Origin of the sequence: Streptococcus sp. HMSC078H03 (assembly GCF_001808655.1) — a bacterium.
Classification (GTDB): Bacteria; Bacillota; Bacilli; order Lactobacillales; family Streptococcaceae; genus Streptococcus; species Streptococcus salivarius_G.
Map to the genome: position 1 here is coordinate 39072 of NZ_KV794119.1, position 24314 is coordinate 63385.

Sequence of the window (24314 nt, forward strand, 5' to 3'; positions counted from 1 at the left end):
GCAAGACCGCAAAGGTTTGACGTTTCACACCTTGGTTCTGAGCACCAGTCGCATTAATCAGGCTAGACTGGATGGCATTGGCCAAGGTATCACTCATGCTCAATCGAGTTGAATTGGCATGGTAGGTCGCATTAATACGTGATGGGTATTCTGCATAAGGTTGGTAATAATAAGTCTCGATTCCTTGTGCTGCTGAACTTCCTGAAGCATTGATGTGGATACTTACGAAGATATCTGATTCAGAAGCATTGGCTGCACGAGAGCGATCCGTCAAGTCAACATAGGTATCACTTGTGCGAGTGGTTACAACTTGATAGCCTTCTGCTTCTAGTTTAGCTTTCACGCGGCTTTGGATAGCCAAGGTCAAGCTCTTTTCAGAGATACCAAAGTAAGAAGCTCCTGGATCATAGCCACCATGACCAGCATCGAGATAGACAATCTTATTTAAAACATCGTAGTTCCCACTTGATGCTGAACCGATTTTCTTAGGTGCCACCACATCAGCTGAAGTTGCCCCAAAGCCGATATTCTTACCTGAAGCATCAACAATATAGCCATGAACGATGTACTTGCCTGAATTCCACTTGTGTTGGCTTGCTGAAATAGTCACCTTGTAAGAACCATCATCCTGTTTAGTGGCATTATGCCAAACAAGATCATCCTGACCATTTTGCTCAGACCAGACTGGGATAAGGACACCTGAAATACCACTTAGATTCGTCAGATTGGTGATAAGAACATCAAAGGTCCCACGATTTTTATCATTGTTAGCAATAGTTAAGGTTCCTTGAGTCTTAGTAATATCAAGTGTCACTTGTTTCCCACCTAGGCCAATGTATTTACCATCATTGTCAACCAAATAGACATGAGAATTATAAAGACCGCTATCACCCTTATGGTTGCTTGAACGAACGGTTACCTTATGGTCTCCATTAGCTTGCTTAGCTGCCTTGTACCAGATGATATCATCTTGGCCGTTCTTTTCTGACCAGGTTGGAACCAAGACTTCTTTAAAACCTCGTGGGGCAACTAAATTTGAAATGACAAGATCATAGCTACCCGTAGCATTGTTGAGACCAGTGATGGCAAGGTCCGCTTTGGGATCTTGGCTCTCTACTCCTTCATTTTCAAGGACAGAATTGGTCGTATTACTTACTGCATCCCATTCATAAAGTTTATAGGCTTCAATCAAAGAGATAAGTTTTCCGGGATAACTTGGATCTGTCGCATATCCTGCATTCTTAAGTTCCTGAGCCGCAACGCGATAATCTGTTTCATTCACAACTTTTCGGTAATTGTTTTTTCGCCACTCGGTACTCGTAAAAAATTTTGCATGGTCTACTACGCTATCATTCCATGAGGTATATTTTCGAAAAGCTGCATTGACGGTGATATAGTCACCATTAACATATTCCTGGGTAGGCACAGTCACAATTTCTCCATTCCAGTCCTCTGAATCCTTAATGCCAAAAAGATTATTGTTGGGAGCCTTAGCAAGTTCAGAGCTTCCCCAACCACTTTCTAGGATAGCTTGTGCTGCCGTAATAGAGGGAAGAACTCCTTCCTTGGCTCCATCCATAGCTCCTTGCTTAATAGCACTAAGAAAATGACTTTGATTTTGATCAATTTCGCTAAGTTCATCTGCCTCTTGATAAGAGCTTGTGGTCACAGAACTATTGGTTAAGACAGCTATTTTTGAAGAATCTGCCAGACTTGTTTGCTCCTCCTCTAATACCTTTTCACTTTGTAGATTCATTTGACTCGTTGAATTATCGTGTACTCCTACTTCAGAATAACTCGCCTCGTGATTCTCTGTACTTTCTTTCAAAGTTGAAGATGTGTCAGTTGGTGATAACATTTCATCTGCTTTCGCCGAGTGACCAGACATGCCTAAAAATAAGATTGCTAGCATAACACCGCACAGTCCATAAGCTTTGCTTTTCTTAAATCCAAAATGAAATCCTAATTGCATCTTAATTTCCTTTTCTACTTACAATTTCTGCTAATTCATTTTAAGACGATGAAACTATCAGCATCATAAAGTCTTAAAATAAACCTTCACCAATTTATTCGCAAAAAAAAGCTAGAAACTTGTCAAAAGTTCCTAGCTTTTTTAGTAGTATTGAAATATTAATCGACATCAACGAAACCAAAACGTGATAGAGGATACAATCTGAAAGAGATAACACCTTTAATTTGGTCCTTTTCAATAAGACCAAACTTACGACTATCATCTGTATTACGACGGTTATCGTTCAGTACAAGATATTGACCCTTTTCAATCTTAGTTTGTTTATTATCTGTCAATGTTGCAATGGAAAAATCATCAGTGAAGAAGTTTCCAGGTGAAACTGTCGCCAAATAAGCTGATTTATCCTTGCTAATATAGGCTTCGTCAACTGACTTATCATTGACATAAAGGAAATCATCCATAGCTGTCACGCTCTTGCCCTCATCAGCAATAACACGACCAATATATTCCTTGCCATTAACTGTATAAAGAATAAAATCTTTTTTCTGAGGTTCAACATTTTTATTGAAAGTAACATAATCACCAGCATGAATATAGTCATTCGCCTGACCTTCAGTCACACGGTGTGTTGAAAAGACAAATGCTCTTAACAACAAAATCACTACAATGGCAAGAACTGCTATGATAATATTTCGAATTAAATCTCTCTTAACCATACTTACTCCTTATGGGTTCTAATAAAATCATAACATAAATAGAGAAATAAAAAAAGAGGGAGTGAACAAGCTCAATGTATCTCTCCCTCTCTTTAAACCAAGAATTAAAGCCTTTCGCATCTTAATAATCCTCAAGAAATGTTTGCATATTGACATCATCTGGAACTAAGGCAAGGTATTTTTCTGCCGTTGCACGCGCCTGATCTCTGTAACCAAATTCACGCAGGATATATGCATAATCATGGAGGAAATCAGGATTTTCAGATAAATCTGTAGCCAAATCTTGATAGATTTGAAAAGCTTCTTCTTCATCATCAAGTGCTTGGTAGGCCTTGGCAATATTCCAGCGAGCCAAAACAGAATCAACTTCGTAATCGGCTAAAGCTACTAGATCCTCGTAACGTTCTTCTTCCAAATAGAGAGTACTTAAACGTAGAACAATCTCATCTTGGTCCTCAGCTAGTGGTAAGGCTTGCTTCAGATAAGATTCAGCAGATTGAGTGTCATGCAACTCATAGGATAACTGTGATGCTAACAAAAGTAATTGAACATCAAAAGCATTTTTTGAAATCCCTTGTTGTGCCATACGTAATGCTTCTTCAGTTTTATGTTCTGCATGTAAGGACAAGGCGTAAAAATACTCATAACCCTCGAAGTCAGCAGACATGGTTTCTATCTGCTTAAAGTAAAAATTAGCTTTTTGATACTCTTCTTGATCATAGAGCAAAGTGGCTAACTCAAAAGCAATGGTATCATCGTATTCAATTTCAATAGCTTTTTCCAAAAATTCACGAGCAGCTTCAAACTTACCAAGACTGGCATAAGCCTTACCAATGCGTTCATAAGTAGAAACGCCAGTCATTGCCAGGAGGTCACGATTATCTAATTTAGCATAGTATTGAATAGCTTGTTCAAAATTTCCAAGTTCAAATTCCATCTCAGCCAAACCAAAAATAATCAATGAGTCATCTGATAATTGACTTGCCTCCAACAACTTATCACGTGCCACATCAGTTAAGCCCTCCATTTGATAGAGGTCTGCCTTTACAATTAAAGCAGACAAATAGTCGTCAGAGTCTTCAGGTATGGCATCCAAATAAAGAAAGGCCTCTTCAATATCACCATCTTCGGCTGCAATTTGTGCTAGATTGACATTAACCTCTGGAAAATCAAAACGAACTTTTTCGTAAATTTCCTGTGCTTGTGGTAAGAAACCAATAGACTCTAGGTATTGACCTAACTCAACAAGAACCTCTGCAGGATCTTCTCGTAAAGCTTTTTTAAAATATTTGTCTGCGTGGTCTAAATCTTGGTTTCCAATAGAGGCAACCATTTTTTCACTATTTAACATCGTCTTTTTGTCCTTCATTTTCTAGATCATCTTGATAAAGATTACTTACAGAACGGTACCAATCAAAAATCTCTCTAACAACAACCTTGACAGAGGCATAAATTGGAATCCCCAATAAGACGCCCCAAACACCGTACAGAGAGCCTGCTGTCAAGAGAATAAACATAATGGTAATCGGGTGAATGCTTAGTTTATTTCCCAAAACAAGTGGAGAAACAAAACGTCCTTCAATAGTTTGCTCAATGACAAAAATGATGAGGACCTTGATCAGCATAGCAGGTCCTTGCACCAGTCCCATGATTACAACTGGTACCATCGCAAGAAAACTTCCTAGATAAGGAACCATGTTTAGAAAACCTGCCATAATACCAAAAGTCATACCATATCGAAGACCTACAATCTTAAACATAATACAGAACATAATGGCAACGACAATAGCGACTGTAACCTGGCCTTGAACATACCCTTCGAGCTGACTATTAATATCTGAAAGCATACGAACAGTTGTTTCACGAAAGCGAGTTGGTAAGGCTGAGACAAAGCTATGTTTCATCTTTTGGCTATCTCTTAAAAGGTAGAAGAGAATGAAAGGTGCCAAAATGATAGCTACTGTCACCCTTGCTACTGTGCTCGCAAAAGTCCCAACCCATGTCAGAGCAGATGAAGAAAAGTTCTCAGCATAGTTGACCATTCTCGCTGAGAAATCACTAAGCATGGACTCTAGATCACCATGGAAGTTAGAAAGAATAGGGAGATTAATCCAACGTTCCGTCTCACTATTGGCACGTGCAATATATGAGGGTGCATTTCTTATTAGGATCAAAATTTGATTTTGTAAGCTAGGAATAGCCGTCGAAATTCCCCAAACCAAGAGCAAACCAAGGATAGCGTAGATGACTAAGATAGAGATGGTTCGGTTTAGTCCAGTTCTTTCTACAAGTAGTACCAAAGGTTTTATTAAATAATAAAGGAGCATGGAAATAACCAATGGCAACATAATAATGGTCATAAACTGGATGACGGGTGAAAAAATAGGACTAATCTTGGTGAAAATCAAAACCGTCAAACCAATCAAAAGTAAGATGAAAAAGGCTACAACAGCCTGATTATTCAATATCCACTTAAAAAACCATGTTTCTGAAAAATGTTCTGTTTTTTTACGCTTCATAGTTCCTCCCTATTTATCATAAAAGGTTACAGTCTTGTCTACTAAGTTTTGGTTATGATCATAGACAAATTTTGCAGAGAAGAAAGGCTTATCTTCAAGAATCCACTTGAAAATCTCGTAGTCACCTTCCCAAGTTGGTTTAGATAAGACCTCATCATATGGTACCCATTCAAGCGTTCCTTCACGAGACTCCTCATCTGAGATGAGTTCTCCTTCAAAACCAGTTACCTTAAAGACATAGGTATACCAATCATGACCGGGGGTAAATTCTGGAAAGGTAATCATCCCTTTAAAATCCATCTCAGTCACTGTAAAATGGGTTTCCTCGAGAATTTCACGACGAGCACATTCGTCAGGCGTTTCTCCCGCTTCTAGTTTTCCCCCAACAGAAATCCACTTTCCTTCATGAACATCATTAGGCTTTTTATTACGATGTAGGAGCAAAAGCTCCTTTCCATTGTCAATATAACAAATGGTAGCTAACTTTGTCATAATGCATCTCTTTTCCAATGTTTTTTAATATTATACCAAATATGGGTTTGGATTTGGGCTTTGAGCAAACGATTTTGAGATATAGTTGAAAATCTGCTTTTCTGAATCTCCGGACAAAACAAAAAGAGAACCAAATTGGTTCTCCTTTAATCTCTTTAGTATTTCAAATAACGGCGCATTGCCATACGTGACCCAATCGAACCGATAATGATACCGACTGCAAAGAGGGTTCCGATAACCGCATAAACAAACCACTCTGGATCATACATCGAAATACCACCTTTGACAAAATCAGGGTTCAAAGATGAGTAAACCATGTGATACAAAAGATAAATGAGGCCTGAAGGAATGATAGCACCAAGTGCACCAATCCAAGCGCCTTCCATCAAGTAGGGACGACGAATATATGAATTCTTGGCACCTACCAAACGCATGATTTGAATTTCAGTCGCACGTGACATAATGGTAATACGGATGGTATTTGAAATCAATAGGACAGCCACAATCGTTAAAAGAGCTGTGGCAATAATTCCCCAAAATTGAACACGTTTCATAGTAGACATCAGAATTTCAGTATCTGACCCACCAAAGTTAGCATTATCAACGCCCTGAATGGCTTTAGCTTCCTTAGCAACTCGACTGACATCATCTGGTGATTTCGTTTGAACGATGTAAACATCAGATAGTGGGTTAGCATCCCCTGTCGCTGTTTCGAAACTTGACCCCATTGTTTCAATGAGCTGTTTCTTTTGTTCTTCTTTGCTAGAGAAAGTAACCTTATCTACACCTTTGATTTTGGTCAAAGCATCATAAATCTTATGGTAGTCTTTATTAGCAACAATCTGTCCAGAAAGTTCCTTGACTGTTTTCGAGGCATCTGATGAATCTGGATCCAAGTAGACATTGACCTGAATATTCTTTTCAATATCTGAAGCCAATTTCTGTGTATTTAAGATAACAGAGCCAAAGACACCTAAAAGTGAAAGAACGATCATTACCGAAAATACTGCCGTAAGTGTCGACAACAAATTACGTTTGAGATTCTTGATTGATTCTCCTAAATGGCGGAAAAAGCGTCTAATCATGGTAACCGTACTCTCCTTCCTCTTCATCACGAACAATACGTCCTTCTTCAATCGCTACGACACGATGACGAAGGTTATTAACGATAGTTGAGTTATGGGTTGCCATTATAATGGTAGTCCCTTGCAAGTTAATACGTTCAAGGACCTGCATAATTTCCCAAGAAATCTCTGGGTCCAAGTTTCCTGTTGGTTCATCCGCAATCAACACTTTTGGATTATTTACAATAGCACGCGCAATAGCGACACGCTGTTGCTCACCACCAGACAATTGATTTGGAAACGAACGCATCTTGTGTTTAAGACCAACCAACTCGAGTACTTCTGCCACTCGTTTCTTGATATGACGAGGTTTCTCACCAATAACTTCCATGGCATAAGCAACATTTTCAAAAGCTGTTTTCTTTGGAAGGAGTTTATAATCCTGGAAAACAACTCCAATGGAACGTCTCAAGAGTGGAACGTCTTTCTTACGAAGTCGAGTTAAATCAAACTCTCCAACCTTCATAGAACCACTCGTTAATTTTTCTTCTTGGTAGAACAAGCGAATTAAACTTGATTTACCAGCACCAGAAGGGCCGACTAAGTAAACAAACTCCCCAGAGTTAACAGACAAATCAATGTGTCTAAGGGCTGTTGTTGACTTATCATACTTCTTAGTAACATCTTTTAATTCAATAAGAGCCATAATGTCAGTTTTCAACTACTACAGTAGCTGAACGCCTTCCTTTCATTGAGATAGAGTATCTTAATACTTAAAATAAGTATGTTATTACTATTCTTCCATGCGCCACTTGAGGTAGGCATCGATGAAGCCTTCAATATCTCCATCCATTACCTTATCAACCTGGGCAACTTCGTAGCCTGTACGGTGATCTTTAACCATGGTATATGGCGTGAAAACGTATGAGCGAATTTGACTTCCCCAAGTGATTTCTTTCTTATCACCTTTCAAAGCATTCACTTCTTCTGCTTTCTTTTCTTGCTCCATTTGATAGAGCTTAGCTTGAAGCATCTTCATCGCACGGTCGCGGTTTCCGTATTGTGTACGGTCAACCGTTGAAGCTACAACAATACCCGTTGGAATGTGGGTCAAACGCACACCTGTAGAAACCTTGTTGACGTTCTGACCACCAGCACCACCTGAACGGAATGTATCCATCTTGATATCATCATCACGAATCTCAACTTCAATGGTATCATCCAATTCTGGCATGACTTCCACAGATGTAAATGAGGTATGACGACGTTTAGCAGAGTCAAATGGCGAAATACGAACCAAACGGTGAACACCCATTTCTGACTTGAGGAATCCATAAGCATTAGGTCCTTCAAAAGCAAGAGTTACAGATTTGATTCCAGCCTCATCACCAGCCTGGTAATCCAAAGTCTCAACCTTGAAACCTTTAGCATTTCCATAACGTTGATACATACGAAGTAACATATCAGCCCAGTCCTGAGCTTCTGTACCACCAGATCCTGGGTGAATTTCCAGAATGGCATTGTTATGGTCATATGGTTCAGACAAGAGCAGTGTCATCTCGTAACTTGTCATAATCTTATCAAGTTTTTCGAGCGTTTCTTCCAGCTCTTCTTGAACACTATCATCTTCTTCCAACATTTCTAAATAAAGCTCTGTCTCGTCAGAGAGTTCTTGCATATTGTTGAAAGTTTCGTATTTCATTTTGAGCTCATTTAACTCTTGTGAAGTCTTTTGAGCTGCAATATTATCATTCCAAAAATCTGGCTCAGTCATTCGGTTTTCAAGGAGCGCAATGTCCTCTTCCAAACGATCTAAGTCAAAGAGACCTCCCGAAGCTCACGAGCTTCTCTTGATTTTCAGAGATTTTTTGGCGAATTTCTGCCACTTCCATGGATAGGTTTCCTCCATTTTATAGTATTATGCTTAATTCTAGCATAAATCACTTAAATTTGCCATTTTGCACACACAAGCTCCCATTCGGCTTGGGATTCTTCATCCTTAGGTGACAGTTCCCTCATATAGTCTAACATGGCCTCATCGGGCTTCTTAACAATCTCACCGAGAGCCCAAATGGCAGTCGCCGTGTGAATGGGATTATTATTCTTATCGATAATCTCCATCAGTTTGACAATAGCATTGCGATCATGTAAGTTGGCCAAGGCAATAATGGCATTACGTTGAAGAATATTCTTCCCTCGCCAAGATCCGGCAATCATCCCAAATTTCTCCTTAAAGGATTTGTTGGTTAGCTCTAGAAATGGGAGTAATTCAGGCATAGCAAGCTCAGGATCAATGTCTGAAGCCAGTGGATTGTCGATACCTTTGTTATATGGACAGGAAATCTGACAAATGTCGCAACCATAGATAACAGTCTTTATCTTCTTTCGAAACTCCATATCCATCATGCCCTTATCTTGGGTTTGGAAGGATAGGCAACGACGGGCATTCATAGTCCCATCACCGATAAGACAAGATGTCGGACAGGCATCCAGACAACGACGACAATCCCCACATCCATAGTCTACTTCATGATCAGGTTCTATCTCTAGATTAGTAATAAGCTCGCCGAGATACATGTAGGAGCCGTATTCTTTTGAAATCACTAGTCCATTCTTTCCGATAAAGCCAATACCAGCTCGCTTGGCAACTGCTGTATCGACCAAGGCCCCAGTGTCCACCATACCTTTATATTCGAAGTTTTCCGTCAGTTTTTCAATACCTTCTGCCAGGCGTTTTAGTTTGTCCTGCAAAACATAGTGATAATCTAGCCCCCACGAATTTGGAGTGATTTTGCCCCGCTTAAATTCTGTTTTTTGGGGCTGTTGCGGCAACTTATGCGGATAAGCTACTGCAATGGAAATGATGGTTTTAGCTGATTCTAAGGTCAACTTAGGATAAATACGCTCTTCAATATTTTTATGTTCAAACCCTGTTGTCCGCCCTTCTTCGACTCCAAGTCGAAGGGATTTCTCCAGATAGGCAAAATCATCAGCGGTTGTAAAACCAATTTTTGAGATGCCAATTTCCTTGGCCATCTTTTGTATTTCTAACTTGATATCCATATTCTTATCATAATGAAAATGTAGTCCAAGGGCAAGTATTTTCCATCATCTTCATTTAGAGACAAGCCTTAACCTTTTTGTTACAATGTTTTTATGACAAGACTTGCAGTAATGAGTGATTTACATATTGATTTGAATCACTTTGAAACATATGAAATCGATACTCTAATAAAGTGCCTAAAAGATCAAGAAGTTAGCCATCTCCATATCGCTGGTGATATTTCTAACCATTATTATGCTGACACAAAACCTTTCCTACGAAAACTGTCCAAGGCGGTCAAGGTTACCTATAATTTAGGCAATCATGATATGCTTGATTTAGATGATGAGCTTATTGATAATCTTGATTTTCAGGTGATTGATTTAGGAAGTAAGACCTTATTGGCTTTTCACGGGTGGTATGATTATTCCTATTCTGATGAAAAATTGGATAAGATTTTTAAACGTAAGAAACAACTTTGGTTCGATCGACGACTTAAGCGTTTAGGTACTGATCCGGAAATCTGTCAAACTAGTCTCAAGAAGCTAGATAATATCTTAAGTAAATTAAACACTCGTAACCTTATAGTTGCCATGCATTTTGTTCCTCATAGCCGTTTCACCATGACGCACGAACGTTTTAAACCTTTTAACGCTTATTTGGGATCTGAACAATTCCATCAGATTTTCGTCAAACATGGTGTTAAAGATGTTGTTTTTGGTCATGCCCACCGCAGTTATGGGACAGTAACTATTGACGGTGTAACCTATCACTCGCGTCCTCTTGGATACCGACGAGAATGGGACTTAACCATTGACTTTGTTTCCAATCACCCTGAACTCAATCCTACTGGAACATGGAACCTCTCCAAGCGTTACAACCTAGTCAAGAAACGGCCGGAGTTTTTAGAATATGAAAAAAAGGAACTAGCAAATGAGTTCCTTTCCTCTATGACACTATTTGATTTGTAGAACGACTCTTATGGGAGTCGTTTTTTTAGTCGGTGAAAAATCCCTGCTTTTGAAGGTCCTTCAAGGTATTAGCACGGTTAGCAACTGATTTATCCATGGTCTTAGCAATCTGAGTCGTAAATTCATCAACCCTATTATTTAAATCGCGGAGGTCGTAATACTCATGGACTTCAGCATCGTAATCTTTTAGCTCCTCTAAAGGATTTTCTAAATCCTGATAATAATTTTCCATATGGATAACGTGACGTGGCAAACGAGGTTTAAGCTGTGGTTCCTGGTCTGGCCAACCAACTGCTAGGCCTACTGCAGGATAGACATACTTAGGCAGTTTGAGAAGCTCCGAAATCTTGGCATTATCATTCAAGATACTCCCCAAGAAGACTGTTCCCATGCCTAAACTCTCAGCAGCCACTACCACATTTTGAGCAGCAATCATTGCATCTGAAAAGGCCGAGATAAAGCGTTCGGGACTACCTTGCACCAAGGCTTCAGCACCCTTTGCCTCTGCAATCAAAGTATTACGTCTTTGGTCTACAACAAATACAAAAAGATGACCAGCATTTGGAATATAAGGCTGATTCGCAATTTCAGCAATTTCTTCCTTCAATTTTTGATCAGTAATACTGATAATCGAATAGGATTGTCTAAAATTACTAGTTGCCGTATGTCTGGCAACATCAACCAGAAGGTCAACTTCTTCCTGTGTCAAAGCTAGAGGTTTAAATTGGCGAATACTACGATGATTAAGTTGCGTCTTAATAGTTTCGTTCATGGCTTTCTCCTTACCTAGTGACTACTTTACTTTAATTATAAACAAGACAGTTGGCGAATTCAAGATTTGATAAGAAAAAGCCAGAGACTTAATCTCTGACTCTTATTTGTTAAATAGCATTCTTATCTTTGCCAAGGGCACGTTGACCAGCCTTAACCAATTCAACAAGTACCACAATCAAGAAAGAACCCACAATAACTGCAAGCCATTGTGTCAGACTCAGGTGTGACACATGGAAAAGGTTATTAAATCCAGGAACTACAATAGTTGCCATCAAAAGAACGAAGGCCACTGGAATTGCCCAGTTGAAAGTCTTGTTTCTAAAGAGACCAACTTTAAAGACTGATTGATAAACTGATTTAACGTTAAAGGCATGGAGCAACTGGATTAATCCAAGTGTGGCAAAGGCCATTGTAAGGGCATCCGCATGAATTTCTGCTTGCGTATGGTGCTCTGGGAAGGCAAGGCCCCAACCATATACTGCAAGAACAAGGATAGTTTGGAAGACACCTTGATACATAATCGCTCCGAAGACACCACCATCAAAGAAGTTTGATTGGCGACCACGAGGTTTGTGAGTCATAATACCTGGTTCAGCTGGCTCAACCCCAAGTGCGATAGCTGGAAGTGTATCAGTGACTAGGTTAATCCATAGAAGGTGTACTGGTTGAAGCACATCCCAACCAAACAGTGTGGCAAAGAAGATAATGAAAACTTCGGCCATGTTGGCTGACAAGAGGTATTGGATTGATTTTTGAATATTTGAGAAGACCTTACGTCCTTCTTCTACGGCAACGATAATTGTCGCAAAGTTATCATCGGCAAGAACCATATCTGAAGCTCCCTTAGAAACCTCTGTACCTGTAATTCCCATACCGATACCGATATCAGCTGTCTTAAGTGAAGGCGCATCATTAACCCCATCACCTGTCATGGCAACAACCTTGCCATCATTTTGCCAAGCCTTAACGATACGAACCTTGTGTTCAGGAGACACACGCGCATAGACAGAGTACTGTTTGAAGACTTTTTGGAATTCTTCATCAGAAAGCTCATTAAGCTCAGCTCCAGTAAAGACATGATCTTCCGTATCATTTGGATCGATAATACCAAGACGCTTAGCAATTGCTTCTGCTGTATCTTGGTGGTCACCTGTGATCATGATTGGACGAATCCCCGCTTCTTTAGCGACACGGACAGCTTCTGCTGCTTCTGGACGTTCTGGGTCAATCATACCTACCAAACCTGAGAAAATCAAATCAGACTCAACAACTGCAGATTCCAAGGTGGGAATATCATTCGTTGTCTTATAAGCCATCATCAAGACACGAAGAGCTTGTTTTGCCAAGTCCTTATTAGTTGCAAGGATAGCTTGTTTATCTTCATCTGTGATAGGACGGACCTCACCATTGATTTCAATACGAGTCACACGTTTGAGCAATTGGTCAGGCGCACCTTTAACGGCTACAAAGTATGTACCATCCGCTTCTTTGTGGATAGTAGACATGAGCTTACGGTCAGAGTCAAATGGCAATTCTGCCACACGAGGCTCTGATTTCAAGACGTCACGCACATCAAAATTGTGGTCCAAACCAAATTGAACAAGAGCTGTTTCTGTTGGATCCCCGATCAATTTACCATCAGGATCCACCTTTGTATCATTGGCAAAGTTCATAATACGAAGGGTTGTATTGTCAGCACCAAGTTCCGTAGAAGCGTTTTGCAATTGACCGTTTGTATAGATTTTTTCAACAGTCATTTGGTTCATGGTTAAGGTACCAGTCTTATCAGATGCGATAATTTCTGTTGAACCAAGGGTTTCAACAGCTGGCAATTTACGAACAATCGAATTGCGTTTAGCAAGGGTCGTTGTCCCAAGTGACAAAAGAATGGTTACAATGGCAGGCAAACCTTCAGGAATGGCTGCAACCGCAAGAGCAACGGCAACCATCAAGCCTTCAAGGGGCTGTTCGCCACGAATAAAGACACTAACCAAGAATGTCACCAAAGCAATCGCAACAATAAGATAGGTCAAGGTCTTAGACAATTGCTCCAAGCTTTGTTTCAATGGCGTTTGTGATTCGTCCGCATTAGCCAGCATATCGGCAATCTTACCGACCTCAGTATACATACCAGTATTGGTTACAACTCCAGTACCACGACCATAAGTAACGTTAGAGTTTTGGTAACCCATATTCACACGGTCACCGATACCCGCCTCTGCTTCAACTGTCTCGGTAACGTCCTTTTCAACTGGAACGGATTCACCGGTAAGGGCTGCTTCTTCAATCTTAAGTGAGGCAGCTTCGAGCAAGCGCATATCCGCAGGAACAACATCACCTGCTTCAAGCAAGACGATATCTCCAGGAACCAATTCGCGTGAATCAATTTCAACGACATGGCCATCACGGCGCACACGAGCCATAGGGCTAGACATGTTTTTGAGGGCTTCAATAGCCGCTTCTGCTTGTCCTTCTTGATAAACACCAAAGGCTGCATTCAAAACAACAACGGCTAAAATAATGCAGGCATCCGTCAAACCATGCATACCTTCTGTAATAACAGAAAGGGCGGCAGCGACAAGCAAGATGATAATCATCAAATCTTTAAACTGATCGATGAATTTTGACAAGAGGCTGCGTTTTTCACCTTCATCCAACTCGTTATAGCCATAGGCATCTAAACGTTCCTTGGCTTGTGCAGTAGACAAACCATCAACAGAAGTGTCCAAGTTTTTTAGGACTTCTTCCTCTCCTTGTGTGTAAAACAAGGTTTTACTTTGTTCTTTAGACAAAATAATCTCCTCCTTCTATATAGGGAAAAATGGCTAACAAGACTCTTTTTATATAAAAAATTATACAAAAAGAGACTTGTTTAATTAAAAACAAGTCTCGCTGTTTAAGAATATGCCGGAAATGTAAAATTTCGTAATGACGACATAATCGCAACTATTAATCAAATCTCATGATTAAAGTTGCCTGCTACTCCCTTATTTGTACTTTACATTTTATCATAAATTATTCTTTATTCAAGCAAAATGATTCTATTTTTTCAAAAATTAAAACCAAGAAACCTCTAATTCATAATCAGCAAAAACGTCTTTTGTTTCTGGATGTTTCAATTGATAATGAATATCAACTGTTTGGCCATTCGGGTCATGTGCAAATAGTCTAGTATCTGTTAGAAAATGCTGGGTACCAAGGGGCGTCGGAATGTGGACCAAGGCAGGGACCTTAGCCGAAAAACGCATAATGGATTTAGGATTAGAAAAGCGTGTCATCACTAGCTCATCCTGATTCAACTTAATAACCACTTTTTCTTTCTCGGAATTATGGTGAACAAGATAAGTAAAATCTCCTTTTTCCATAACCTCACAAGTGTGGATTTCTTCGATAATCTCCGTTTGATCGCCTACTTTTATTTTGTTTTTAATTTTAATTTCCATTAATTACTCCTTTTGTTACTATACCTATTTTTCCAACTCTAACGCAATATCGACAGCAATCTCAAAGAAAGTCATAGCATCTGCTTTTCTTTCTTCGCGTCTGGCATCCCACTCATGATTATGATGATCAACATAATCAGCCGTGTAGAAAAACTGATAAACCTTGGCTTGTCGATATTGGGCCCAAGCCATGATAGCCGAAGCTTCCATATCTACAACTTTCGCTCCTGCTGCTAGTCTTCGTTTAACCTTAGCAGCTGTTTCACGATAGAAGGCATCTGTCGTCCAAGCTTTGGTCCGAATGTGCTCAATACCAGATTTGTTCAAAGCATTCTCCATGGTTAAGAGCAAAGTTTCGTCATAAGCTATCTCATTACTTGCAGGAGCGTAATGGTAACTTGTACCTTCATCACGTAGAGCTGAACTTGGTATAATAATTTTATCAGCTTGAATAGACTGATCTAGAACTCCGCAAGAGCCCAAAACGATAAAGTTGTTAAAGCCTCTCGCTTTGAGTTCTTCTAAGAAACCCACAACCATTGGAGCTCCAATAGTAGCCATAGCAACTGCAAGCTTAAGTCCATCTACTTCATAGATATACCATGGAAATTTGCCATTTAGGTTGGTGAGATAACCACCTTCATAGACTCCGTCTATCTGCTTTACTCGTTCAAGAATTTCTCCATTAAAAGACAGAATAATAGTATCACAGATTTCTCCACCACTAAGAAGGCTTCGATCAGTTGGCTCTATCACAGCAGGTACATTTTCAAATTCTTCTAATAACATGTAATCATTCTTTCTGTTTCAAGTAAACCACCTGGGTTTGTTTGACAAAGCCGATATTTTCATACAAACGTTTGGCTCCAATATTGCTATCTTCTACTGCAATTTGAAAAGCCTTGTCATTTTGCGCAATGAGTTGATTGACGACTGATTTTGCCAGATAGCTGCCATAGCCCTGTCCACGATAAGCTTCAGCAATCGCAAGTCCATAGAGGTAGTTGCTATTTCCAGATAAATCGACCGTACAAACTCCAATGACCTGAGCTTCTTTGAGGAGGATGTAAAGTAGGCCATCGGGATCCTTCAAGGCCTCTGTAATGTATCTGCGACTCACATCGAGCGTTTCCTCTGGATCAGAAAAGGCTTGGTGGTGGAGTTGGGCTATTTCTTCTACATAAGCAGGGGCTGCTAAGAGCACCTTGACATCTGAACGAGAATCCAGAGCATATGGTGTTTTATCTCGTCCTAGCCAGGTTTCGGTCTCTTCAGCCTCAACCACCCCCCAATGACTTGCCAGATCAAGATGACGATCTAGAAAAACACGTTCTGTCTGAAAGGTCACTGAGCAAATAGGGTAAGGTGCCGTTTCCTTCTGAAATTTGTCAAACAAACTCCTCGCAATGCCTTTGCGGCGATAATCTGGGGCAACTAAAATCGCCACTTCCACATCATGGTCATCCGCATAAACCGTTAATAAACCAAGTAACTCTCCCTCTTGATAATAGAGGAAAAAGCCCGGCATATTGGGATCAAAATTAAGCATATTGGAGAGATAGGGTTCTCGAAAGGTTTGGTCATAGGCTTGACAGCTAGCAATCAATGCTTTTGCTTCCTTTCGTTCTTTTTCCGTCAATTGGTTGGTTGCTCGAATCACTCTTGTCTCTCCTTTATTTGTCTGACCTTATTTTACCAATTAAAAAGCATTTGGGCAATTTTTACCTAAACTACTTCTTTAAAGAGGCAATAATACTTTTCTCAGGAAGAACTATGACAAAGCGCCTAAATTTTAGTAAAATAGAAGGGAAACTAACTAAACGAAACAGGTAATTATTATGTCTATTAAACTTATTGCTGTTGATATTGATGGAACGCTTTTAAATAGCCAACGTCAAGTTACACCGGAAGTCTTTCAAGCGATTCAAGATGCTAAAGCTGCTGGTGTAAAGGTTGTTATTGCGACTGGTCGCCCTATTCCAGGAGTGCTTCCACTTCTTGAAGAGCTTAACCTCAACCAAGACGAAGATTATGTTATCACATTCAATGGTGGGCTTGTCCAAGAAACTTCTACTGGTAATGAATTAATTCGTGAGACACTCTCATACGAAGACTACCTTGATATTGAGGTTTTGGCTAACAAGCTTGGTGTTCATTCTCACGCCATTACTAAAGATGGTATCTACACAAGTAATCGCAATATTGGCCGCTACACGGTTCATGAGTCTACACTTGTTCATATGCCGATTTACTATCGTACACCTGAAGAAGTCGCTGACAAGGAATTCGTTAAGGCCATGTATATCGATGAACCTGAAATTCTTGATGCAGCTATTGCCAAACTTCCACAGGAATTTTATGACCGCTTTACCATTGTAAAGTCAACACCATTTTATCTAGAAATTCTCAAGAAAACAGCCAACAAAGGGATTGCTGTAACCCATCTTGCTGAGAAACTCGGTCTTTCTAAAGAAGAAACTATGGCTATCGGTGATGAAGAAAATGACCGTGCTATGCTTGAAGTCGTTGGCTCTCCTGTTGTTATGGAAAATGGTAATCCAGAATTGAAGAAAATTGCGAAACACATCACAAAATCAAATGATGAATCTGGTGTCGCTTACGCTATTAGAAAGTGGGTTCTAGAATAATATGTATACCTATAAAACTGGACTCAGTACTTCTGAGCATGACCGCTTTGTTATAGATAGTCCTCAAACGAATTTATTACAGAGTAGTTCATGGGCTAAAATCAAGGATAGCTGGGGAAATGATCGCCTAGGTTTCTATCAAGATGGTAATCTCGTTGCTGTCGCTAGTGTCCTTATTCAGCCACTTCCTCTTGGCTTTTCGATGATTTATATCCCTCGTGGACCTATTATGGACTATCAAGATAAAGAGTTGCTCGCCTTTGTTATGGCTTCGCTTAAAAAATATGCCAAAACAAAGCGTGCCCTCTTTGTGAAATTTGATCCTAGCCTCTTTGTGACTAAAAACTTGATTTCACAAGAAGCTGAAATCCGTAAAGAGACTATGGCAATTGCCAAAGACATCCAAGCTCTTGGCGTTGAATGGACAGGTCTCACTGAAGATATGGCTGAGAATATCCAACCTCGCTTCCAGGCTAATATCCATAAGGAAGATTTCACTGAGGAACAACTCTCTAAGAGTACCAAGCAGGCTGTTCGTACCGCTCGAAACAAGGGGATTTCAGTCCAATTTGGTGGTACTGAACTTCTTGAACAATTCGCATCTTTGATGAAGAAGACAGAGGCTCGTAAGAACATCCACCTTCGTGGTATTGATTATTATGAAAAGCTGTTGACTACCTACCCAGAATCTTCTTACATTACACTTTCAACTCTTGATTTACCAGCTCGTCTCAAAGACCTCAATAAGCAACTCGAAAAGAACATTGCTGATGCAGCTAAGTTCACTGAAAAAACTAAACCAGGAAAAATCGAGAACAATAAACAAGAGCACAAAAGACTTAAAGAGGAAATTGACTTTCTTCAAGAAAAAGTTGATGCTGGAAATAAGACGGTCCCACTCTCTGGTACACTCGTTCTTGAATTTGGCAAGACGTCTGAGAATATCTATGCAGGAATGGATGAAGACTACCGTCGTTATCAGCCAGCTATCCTGACATGGTATGAAACAGCTAATCACGCTTTCGAGCGTGGAGCTGAGTGGCAAAACATGGGAGGAATTGAAAATTCACTAGATGGTGGTTTGTATAATTTCAAGTCCAAATTTAACCCACGTATTGAACAATTCATTGGGGAATTCAACCTTCCAGTTAGTCCTCTATACGGACCAGCCAATTTTGCCTATAAACTCCGTAAGAAATTACGTAGCAAACATTAATAATATATAAAATGAGACTCCATCTTGGAAGTCTCATTTTTTGATGATAACTTAGTCTTTATCAGGAATAACCTTAAAGAGATAATAAGTGATGAAGACCGTCAGGCAAAAGAGTCCGATTTTCACCCAAAAGATAGGTGCAAAAAAGATTGAAATTCCCATTAAAACATATATTTGGATGATAATCTTTTTCTTTCGTTCTTTGGCAATTGATTTGGTTTCTCGAAAATCGGCTACATAACTTTGATACAGCTTAGTTTGATATAACCATTTCTCAAAACGTTTGGAACTTCTAGCAAAGCAAGCAATGGCTAAAAGTAGAAAAGGTGTTGTGGGTAAGATAGGAAGAGGAATCCCAAGAATTCCCAAACCGAGCGAGACAAACCCTAACGAGAGATAAATTACTTTCATAAATACATTCCTTTTAAAAAGCTGCACTAAACGCATTAGTGCAGCTCTTCTGCTATTTTTAAATGTCTGTCAGTGGAGTCGCTGTGTCCGGTGAGGTATCATAAACTTTAAAGTCAGTTCCAACACCAAAGTCAGCACGTGCCAACTGATTTTCCATCGTCATGTGGGCCAACTCCTTGATATTATTTTCTTTAGAAAGGTGACCCAAGTAGATCTTTTTAGTTTTATTACCGATGGTACGAATCATAGCATCCGCTCCATCTTCATTACACAAGTGACCTTGATCAGAGAGAATACGTTGCTTGGTTGACCAAGGATATGAACCTGCTCTAAGGATTTCAACATCATGATTGGACTCAATCAGATAGCCGTCGGCATTCTCAATAATACCTGCCATACGATCAGAAACATAACCCGTATCCGTCAACATGACGAAACTTTTTCCATCTTTCATAAAGCGATAGAACTGTGGATCAATAGCATCGTGACTAACTCCAAAAGACTCAATATCAATGTCTCCAAAGGTCAGAAGCTTATCACGAGAAAAAACATGTTTCTGGCTATTATCAATCTTGCCAAGCATATTTTTACTATCCATAATCTGCCAGGTTTGCTCGTTGGCGTAGATATCCATGCCATATTTACGAGCTAAAACGCCTACACCATGGATGTGATCCTTGTGTTCATGCGTTACTAAGATTGCATCCAAATCACTCGGATTACGATCAATCTCAGCTAGCAAACTTGTGATTTTCTTACCAGACAAACCAGCATCTACAAGAATCTTCTTCTCTGGAGTTTCCAAGTAAAAGGAATTACCAGTTGACCCTGAAGCCAAAATACTATATTTAAACCCTAAATCTGAGGTCATTTTTACTACATCTCCCATTCATCAACCATCATGGCATCCTTGTCATATGGAAGCACAATTGTAAAAGTTGAACCCTTACCATACTCACTCTTAGCCCAAATAAAGCCCTTATGTTGTTTAATAATTTCTTTTGCAATGGACAAGCCTAGACCAGTTCCACCTTGGGCACGACTTCTAGCCTTATCAACACGGTAAAAACGGTCGAAAATCAGAGGCAAATCTTTCTTAGGAATACCCAAACCTTGGTCAGAAATAGAAACGATCAACTGTGAATCAGTTGTCTTCATAGACACTGTAATCTTACCACCATCAGGCGAATACTTGATAGCATTATTAAGAATATTATCCACGACCTGGGTCATCTTATCTGTATCAATCTCCACCCAAATTGAGTTTACCGGATAATCGCGAATGATTTCGTAAGTTTTACCTGTATTGGTTTCTTGACTCTTAATCTGATCAAAACGATTCAAGATATAGGTCATGAAGGCCGTGAAATTGGTCATCTCAACGTCAAGTTGGGTACTCTTATTGTCAATACGTGATAGTGCCAAGAGGTCAGAAATCATTCGCATCATACGATTGGTCTCATCCAAAGAAACTTTGATAAAGTTAGGAGCAATCTCTTCGTCGAGAGCACCATCATCAAGTGCCTCCAGATAGGATTTTACAGAAGTCAAAGGTGTACGCAACTCATGACTAACGTTTGAGACGAAGAGTCGACGTTCACGCTCTTCTTTTTCTTGCTCAGTGGCATCGTGAAGAACGGCAACCAGACCTGAGATAAAACCTGATTCTTTACGAATAAGGGCAAAATTAACACGTAAGGTCACAAACTCATCGTTGGCATCTCGACGTGACAAATGAATTTCAGGAGTCTTAGAGAGCAATTCACTATAAGTATAGGGATTTTCGCCATCTAATAAATCTAAAATGGACATCTGTGTCGCTGTTTCATAATCTAGATTCAACAAACGCTGAGCTGTGCTATTAATCATGGTAATTTGACCACGACGATTTGTCGCAATAACCCCATCACTCATGTAAGAAAGGACTGATGATAAGCGGTTTTTTTCCTGGGCTAGATTTTCATGCGTCAAACGAAAGACATCCGATAAATCATTCAAGCTGTCAGCCAGCTCTAAAAGCTCTGGATCACCCTTTAAGCGTAACTCCTCGTTATAGTTACCTGCCATTAAGGACTTGACCCTCTTGGTCAACTTTCGAATATTTTTGACTCGTCGATAATCACGATAAGCCAGAAAAATAAAGTAGAAAGCCACAAAGAGGAGCGTAAAGAGTAAGGCTAGTTCAAAGCTTGTGATGTTTAAGCCAATACTAGTCATAATTCTTCATATAATAACCAACACCACGACGCGTCAAAATATATTCAGGACGACTAGGTGTATCTTCAATTTTTTCACGGAGACGACGAATGGTTACGTCAACCGTACGAACATCACCAAAATAGTCATAACCCCAAACAGTTTCAAGTAAATGCTCACGCGTCATCACTTGTCCCATGTGAGTTGCCAGATGGAAAAGCAACTCAAATTCACGGTGTGTGAGCTCGACTTCATTTCCACGTTTTTTAGCAACAAACGCATCTGGAACAATAATCAACTCACCAATTGAAATCTCCTGCTTACCAGAGTTAGAGCTTTCTTCTGCTGCTGTTTCAATAGTCTCTGTACGACGCAAGTGAGCTTTGATACGTGCCAACAATTCACGATTAGAAAATGGTTTCGTCACATAGTCGTCCGCCCCAATTTCTAGCCCGATAACCTTATCAAACTCGCTATCCTTAGCGGAAAGCATGATAATCGGTGTGTGACTTGTCTTTCGAATTTCCTTAGCAACTTCTAAACCATCTAGTTCAGGCAACATCAAGTCCAGGATGACCAAGTCTGGCTTTTCAGCTTCAAACTGCTCCAAAGCTTCACGACCATCAAAGGCTGTAACCACTTCATAACCTTCTTTAGTTAGATTAAACTTGATGATATCCGAAATCGGTCTTTCATCATCAACAACTAGAATTTTTTTCATATAAACACCTCATCGGTTTTCTTAAGTCATTCAATTTGTAAAGTAGAAAACTTTACGTATCAAAAATATTATACCAAAAAATAGGTTAAGGACCAAGTTTCTACTATAGATATTGAGCTGATATACAAGCTTTCCTTCTTTTTTGAGATAGCTTTGCTATGTGTAATCGGTTAAAAGACAAACATTATGATTGAATTTTCAAACATTTTTGACATTTTACTATATCTATAGTAAAATACACTCTTGTTGTTACATATATTAATGTAAAATTATTAATGTAAAATTTTAGGAGGCTCTTATGGCACTTATCGAATTTAAAAATGTTAATAAATATTACGGAGATTATCATGCACTTCGTGATATCAATCTAGAAATTGAAAAAGGACAAGTTGTGGTTCTCTTGGGACCTTCTGGGTCTGGGAAATCTACCCTTATCCGTACAATCAACGCCTTGGAATCCATCGATAACGGTACACTTATCGTTAATGGACATAATGTGACGGAAGCTTCTGCCAAAGACTTGGTTGAGCTTCGTAAAGAAGCAGGGATGGTTTTCCAACACTTTAACCTCTACCCGCACAAAACTGTTCTTGAAAATGTAACTTTGGCACCAATCAAGGTTCTTGGAATCAGTAAGGCAGACGCCGAAAAGACTGCTGAAAAATTCCTTCGCTACGTTAACATGTGGGACAAGAAGGATTCATATCCTGGTATGCTTTCTGGTGGGCAAAAACAACGTATCGCTATTGCCCGTGGTCTTTCTATGAATCCTGAGCTCTTGCTCTTTGATGAACCAACGTCAGCCCTTGACCCAGAAACTATCGGTGACGTGCTTGCGGTTATGCAAAACCTTGCCAAAGGTGGCATGAACATGGTGGTCGTTACCCACGAAATGGGCTTTGCCCGTAGTGTGGCTGACCGTATCATTTTCATGGCTGAAGGTCAGGTTCTTGTAGACACTACGGATGTGGATGGTTTCTTCGACAATCCAACTGAACCTCGTGCAGTTCAATTCCTTTCTAAGATTATCGACCACAACTCTGATCGTGTCCAAGTGGACGCCTAAGGAGGGCTTATGTTAATCAAGAAACTTAGTCGCATTTTAGCAATCTCTGTTATAGCTTTTCTAGCAGTTCTCCTCTGGAACACTAAAAGTAGTCAGGCAGATGAAAGCAGTAAACTACTCAATAGTGCTGCAATTCAAAAAATTGTCAAAAAAGGGACTCTAAACGTTGGTGTCAAACAGGATGTCCCAAACTTTGGTTACTATTCAGCCAAAACTAATACCTATCAAGGGATGGAAATTGACCTCGCTAAGAAAATTGCCAAAGAACTTAAGGTTAAGGTGAATTTTATAGCTGTTACCCCACAAACTCGTGAAGCCCTTATGGACAACGGGACTATTGACATGCTTATCGCTACTTATACCATTACAGATGAGCGTAAGGCTTCATATGCCATGTCAACTCCTTACTACTACGACCAGATCGGTTTCCTCGTTCAAACCAAATCTGGCTATAAGAAACTTTCTGACCTAAACGGTAAAACTATTGGAGTGTCTCAAGGGTCATCTGCCAAAGCTGCTGTTGAAGAGTATGCCTCAGCTAATAACCTTAAGTTTGACTACGTTCAACTTGGATCTTATCCTGAGTTAGCCGTATCACTCTATGCTTACCGTATTGACGCCTTTGCTGGTGATAAATCAATCTTGTCAGGTTACGAAAGTGATAAAACCAAGATCCTCGATGAAGGTTTCAAAACACAAGAGTACGGTATTGCTTCAAGCAAGTCTAACCAAGAGTTGATTGATTATACCAACTATTTGATTGCTAAATGGCAAAAAGATGGTAGCCTTCAAAAACTCTACGATAAGTATCACTTGAAACCAGCTAAGGCTGAATATAAATAGAAAGGAGTCCTGAATTTATGTATCTTTTAACTGAAACGGCTAGTCCTTTCGCTCTTGAACGTTGGGCTGCTTTCTTCGCTAACTTTGGGCAATTTGCCAAAGGTTTCTTTTACACTCTTGGTATTTCGATTGGTGCCTTGATTGTAGCTCTTCTTCTTGGGCTCATCTTTGGGGCTATGAGCTCTACTCACAACAAGGTCCTTCGTGGCATTTCACGTG

23 protein-coding genes and 1 pseudogene are annotated in these 24314 nt (G+C 39.8%); 6 read left to right on the forward strand and 18 right to left on the reverse strand.

Annotated features, from left to right (window positions below):
• From HMPREF2607_RS09515 to queG, 9 genes are all read right to left on the reverse strand, one after another.
• Positions 1-1972: GBS Bsp-like repeat-containing protein (locus HMPREF2607_RS09515; protein ID WP_070476848.1), on the reverse strand; the 1972-nt coding region annotated here is incomplete at its 3' end.
• A 158-nt stretch (positions 1973-2130) separates the two neighbouring features.
• Positions 2131-2688, reverse strand: coding sequence for a signal peptidase I (lepB, locus tag HMPREF2607_RS09520; RefSeq protein ID WP_002884860.1), 558 nt, complete (start codon positions 2686-2688; stop codon positions 2131-2133).
• Positions 2689-2809: 121 nt separating this feature from the next.
• Positions 2810-4039 (reverse strand): tetratricopeptide repeat protein, encoded by a 1230-nt coding sequence (locus HMPREF2607_RS09525; protein ID WP_064520644.1) that lies wholly within the window; start codon positions 4037-4039, stop codon positions 2810-2812.
• Complete coding sequence (locus HMPREF2607_RS09530) at positions 4029-5207, reverse strand: AI-2E family transporter (RefSeq protein WP_064520645.1); 1179 nt, start codon at positions 5205-5207, stop codon at positions 4029-4031. The genes HMPREF2607_RS09525 and HMPREF2607_RS09530 overlap by 11 nt, the downstream gene beginning before the upstream one ends.
• 9 nt (positions 5208-5216) lie before the next feature.
• Positions 5217-5699, reverse strand: a complete 483-nt coding sequence (locus tag HMPREF2607_RS09535; RefSeq protein WP_021144248.1) for an NUDIX hydrolase — start codon at positions 5697-5699, stop codon at positions 5217-5219.
• A 155-nt stretch (positions 5700-5854) separates the two neighbouring features.
• Positions 5855-6784 (reverse strand): permease-like cell division protein FtsX, encoded by a 930-nt coding sequence (gene ftsX, locus HMPREF2607_RS09540; protein ID WP_003092823.1) that lies wholly within the window; start codon positions 6782-6784, stop codon positions 5855-5857.
• Positions 6777-7469 (reverse strand): cell division ATP-binding protein FtsE, encoded by a 693-nt coding sequence (gene ftsE / locus HMPREF2607_RS09545; RefSeq protein WP_002885005.1) that lies wholly within the window; start codon positions 7467-7469, stop codon positions 6777-6779. Before ftsE ends, ftsX begins: the two co-directional genes overlap by 8 nt.
• A gap of 87 nt (positions 7470-7556) precedes the next feature.
• Positions 7557-8655, reverse strand: a protein-coding gene (gene prfB, locus HMPREF2607_RS09550; protein WP_096833329.1) for a peptide chain release factor 2 whose coding sequence is annotated in 2 segments (ribosomal slippage) — positions 7557-8582 and positions 8584-8655 — 1098 coding nt in all. Because the reading frame shifts where the segments join, the coding sequence is not laid out codon by codon here.
• Positions 8656-8707: 52 nt separating this feature from the next.
• Entirely contained in the window at positions 8708-9826 is a 1119-nt protein-coding gene (queG, locus tag HMPREF2607_RS09555) for a tRNA epoxyqueuosine(34) reductase QueG (RefSeq protein WP_002890851.1), read from the reverse strand.
• A gap of 93 nt (positions 9827-9919) precedes the next feature.
• Here queG and HMPREF2607_RS09560 point away from each other — a divergent pair, with 93 nt between their 5' ends.
• Entirely contained in the window at positions 9920-10777 is an 858-nt protein-coding gene (locus tag HMPREF2607_RS09560) for a metallophosphoesterase (RefSeq protein WP_048790814.1), read from the forward strand.
• A gap of 25 nt (positions 10778-10802) precedes the next feature.
• Here HMPREF2607_RS09560 and HMPREF2607_RS09565 read toward each other — a convergent pair whose 3' ends face one another.
• From HMPREF2607_RS09565 to HMPREF2607_RS09585, 5 genes are all read right to left on the reverse strand, one after another.
• The gene (locus HMPREF2607_RS09565) at positions 10803-11549 is read right to left on the reverse strand and encodes an NADPH-dependent oxidoreductase (protein ID WP_064520646.1); all 747 of its coding nucleotides are present in this window, start codon (positions 11547-11549) and stop codon (positions 10803-10805) included.
• A gap of 109 nt (positions 11550-11658) precedes the next feature.
• Positions 11659-14343 (reverse strand): cation-translocating P-type ATPase, encoded by a 2685-nt coding sequence (locus tag HMPREF2607_RS09570; protein ID WP_064520647.1) that lies wholly within the window; start codon positions 14341-14343, stop codon positions 11659-11661.
• A 264-nt stretch (positions 14344-14607) separates the two neighbouring features.
• Positions 14608-14994 carry a YwiB family protein gene (locus tag HMPREF2607_RS09575; RefSeq protein WP_070476849.1) on the reverse strand — a complete coding sequence of 129 codons (387 nt, stop codon included), beginning with the start codon at positions 14992-14994 and terminating at the stop codon, positions 14608-14610.
• Between the two features lie 24 nt (positions 14995-15018).
• The gene (locus HMPREF2607_RS09580) at positions 15019-15783 is read right to left on the reverse strand and encodes a nucleoside phosphorylase (RefSeq protein WP_070476850.1); all 765 of its coding nucleotides are present in this window, start codon (positions 15781-15783) and stop codon (positions 15019-15021) included.
• Between the two features lie 4 nt (positions 15784-15787).
• Positions 15788-16654, reverse strand: a complete 867-nt coding sequence (locus tag HMPREF2607_RS09585) for a GNAT family N-acetyltransferase (RefSeq protein ID WP_070476851.1) — start codon at positions 16652-16654, stop codon at positions 15788-15790.
• A 178-nt stretch (positions 16655-16832) separates the two neighbouring features.
• Between HMPREF2607_RS09585 and yidA the strand changes: the two genes are divergently transcribed.
• Together yidA and HMPREF2607_RS09595 are read left to right on the forward strand one after the other, a co-directional pair.
• The gene (gene yidA, locus HMPREF2607_RS09590) at positions 16833-17642 is read left to right on the forward strand and encodes a sugar-phosphatase (RefSeq protein ID WP_070476854.1); all 810 of its coding nucleotides are present in this window, start codon (positions 16833-16835) and stop codon (positions 17640-17642) included.
• Between the two features lies 1 nt (position 17643).
• Entirely contained in the window at positions 17644-18858 is a 1215-nt protein-coding gene (locus tag HMPREF2607_RS09595; protein WP_064520650.1) for an aminoacyltransferase, read from the forward strand.
• A 51-nt stretch (positions 18859-18909) separates the two neighbouring features.
• Here the strand turns inward: HMPREF2607_RS09595 and HMPREF2607_RS09600 are convergent, their stop codons facing one another.
• The 4 genes from HMPREF2607_RS09600 to yycF are packed head-to-tail and all read right to left on the reverse strand — an operon-like array spanning position 18910 to position 22186.
• Positions 18910-19269, reverse strand: a complete 360-nt coding sequence (locus tag HMPREF2607_RS09600; RefSeq protein WP_064520651.1) for a YbaN family protein — start codon at positions 19267-19269, stop codon at positions 18910-18912.
• Between the two features lie 58 nt (positions 19270-19327).
• A complete protein-coding gene (locus HMPREF2607_RS09605) occupies positions 19328-20140 on the reverse strand; it encodes an MBL fold metallo-hydrolase (protein ID WP_064520652.1) in 813 nt (270 codons plus the stop codon).
• Between the two features lie 5 nt (positions 20141-20145).
• On the reverse strand, positions 20146-21486 hold the full coding sequence (gene vicK / locus HMPREF2607_RS09610; protein WP_002885062.1) for a cell wall metabolism sensor histidine kinase VicK: 1341 nt from the start codon (positions 21484-21486) through the stop codon (positions 20146-20148).
• Entirely contained in the window at positions 21479-22186 is a 708-nt protein-coding gene (yycF, locus tag HMPREF2607_RS09615; RefSeq protein ID WP_002884978.1) for a response regulator YycF, read from the reverse strand. Before yycF ends, vicK begins: the two co-directional genes overlap by 8 nt.
• 298 nt (positions 22187-22484) lie before the next feature.
• Here yycF and HMPREF2607_RS09620 point away from each other — a divergent pair, with 298 nt between their 5' ends.
• From HMPREF2607_RS09620 to HMPREF2607_RS09630, 3 genes and pseudogenes are all read left to right on the forward strand, one after another.
• Positions 22485-23252 carry an amino acid ABC transporter ATP-binding protein gene (locus HMPREF2607_RS09620; protein WP_064520653.1) on the forward strand — a complete coding sequence of 256 codons (768 nt, stop codon included), beginning with the start codon at positions 22485-22487 and terminating at the stop codon, positions 23250-23252.
• Positions 23253-23261: 9 nt separating this feature from the next.
• A complete protein-coding gene (locus HMPREF2607_RS09625) occupies positions 23262-24095 on the forward strand; it encodes a transporter substrate-binding domain-containing protein (RefSeq protein WP_070476856.1) in 834 nt (277 codons plus the stop codon).
• Positions 24096-24112: 17 nt separating this feature from the next.
• Positions 24113-24314, forward strand: a pseudogene (locus HMPREF2607_RS09630) (amino acid ABC transporter permease); the annotation flags it as partial.

Excerpts from the sequence above, each read along its gene's own strand:
- HMPREF2607_RS09620 (WP_064520653.1), top strand. The coding sequence starts at position 22,485 with ATGGCACTTATCGAATTTAAAAATGTTAATAAATATTACGGAGATTAT.
- HMPREF2607_RS09535 (WP_021144248.1), bottom strand. The coding sequence starts at position 5,699 with ATGACAAAGTTAGCTACCATTTGTTATATTGACAATGGAAAGGAGCTT.
- HMPREF2607_RS09575 (WP_070476849.1), bottom strand. The coding sequence starts at position 14,994 with ATGGAAATTAAAATTAAAAACAAAATAAAAGTAGGCGATCAAACGGAG.
- vicK (WP_002885062.1), bottom strand. The coding sequence starts at position 21,486 with ATGACTAGTATTGGCTTAAACATCACAAGCTTTGAACTAGCCTTACTC.
- yidA (WP_070476854.1), top strand. The coding sequence starts at position 16,833 with ATGTCTATTAAACTTATTGCTGTTGATATTGATGGAACGCTTTTAAAT.
- HMPREF2607_RS09600 (WP_064520651.1), bottom strand. The coding sequence starts at position 19,269 with ATGAAAGTAATTTATCTCTCGTTAGGGTTTGTCTCGCTCGGTTTGGGA.
- HMPREF2607_RS09625 (WP_070476856.1), top strand. The coding sequence starts at position 23,262 with ATGTTAATCAAGAAACTTAGTCGCATTTTAGCAATCTCTGTTATAGCT.
- queG (WP_002890851.1), bottom strand. The coding sequence starts at position 9,826 with ATGGATATCAAGTTAGAAATACAAAAGATGGCCAAGGAAATTGGCATC.
- HMPREF2607_RS09605 (WP_064520652.1), bottom strand. The coding sequence starts at position 20,140 with ATGACCTCAGATTTAGGGTTTAAATATAGTATTTTGGCTTCAGGGTCA.
- lepB (WP_002884860.1), bottom strand. The coding sequence starts at position 2,688 with ATGGTTAAGAGAGATTTAATTCGAAATATTATCATAGCAGTTCTTGCC.
- HMPREF2607_RS09560 (WP_048790814.1), top strand. The coding sequence starts at position 9,920 with ATGACAAGACTTGCAGTAATGAGTGATTTACATATTGATTTGAATCAC.
- ftsX (WP_003092823.1), bottom strand. The coding sequence starts at position 6,784 with ATGATTAGACGCTTTTTCCGCCATTTAGGAGAATCAATCAAGAATCTC.
- HMPREF2607_RS09595 (WP_064520650.1), top strand. The coding sequence starts at position 17,644 with ATGTATACCTATAAAACTGGACTCAGTACTTCTGAGCATGACCGCTTT.
- HMPREF2607_RS09530 (WP_064520645.1), bottom strand. The coding sequence starts at position 5,207 with ATGAAGCGTAAAAAAACAGAACATTTTTCAGAAACATGGTTTTTTAAG.
- yycF (WP_002884978.1), bottom strand. The coding sequence starts at position 22,186 with ATGAAAAAAATTCTAGTTGTTGATGATGAAAGACCGATTTCGGATATC.
- HMPREF2607_RS09525 (WP_064520644.1), bottom strand. The coding sequence starts at position 4,039 with ATGTTAAATAGTGAAAAAATGGTTGCCTCTATTGGAAACCAAGATTTA.
- HMPREF2607_RS09580 (WP_070476850.1), bottom strand. The coding sequence starts at position 15,783 with ATGTTATTAGAAGAATTTGAAAATGTACCTGCTGTGATAGAGCCAACT.
- ftsE (WP_002885005.1), bottom strand. The coding sequence starts at position 7,469 with ATGGCTCTTATTGAATTAAAAGATGTTACTAAGAAGTATGATAAGTCA.
- HMPREF2607_RS09565 (WP_064520646.1), bottom strand. The coding sequence starts at position 11,549 with ATGAACGAAACTATTAAGACGCAACTTAATCATCGTAGTATTCGCCAA.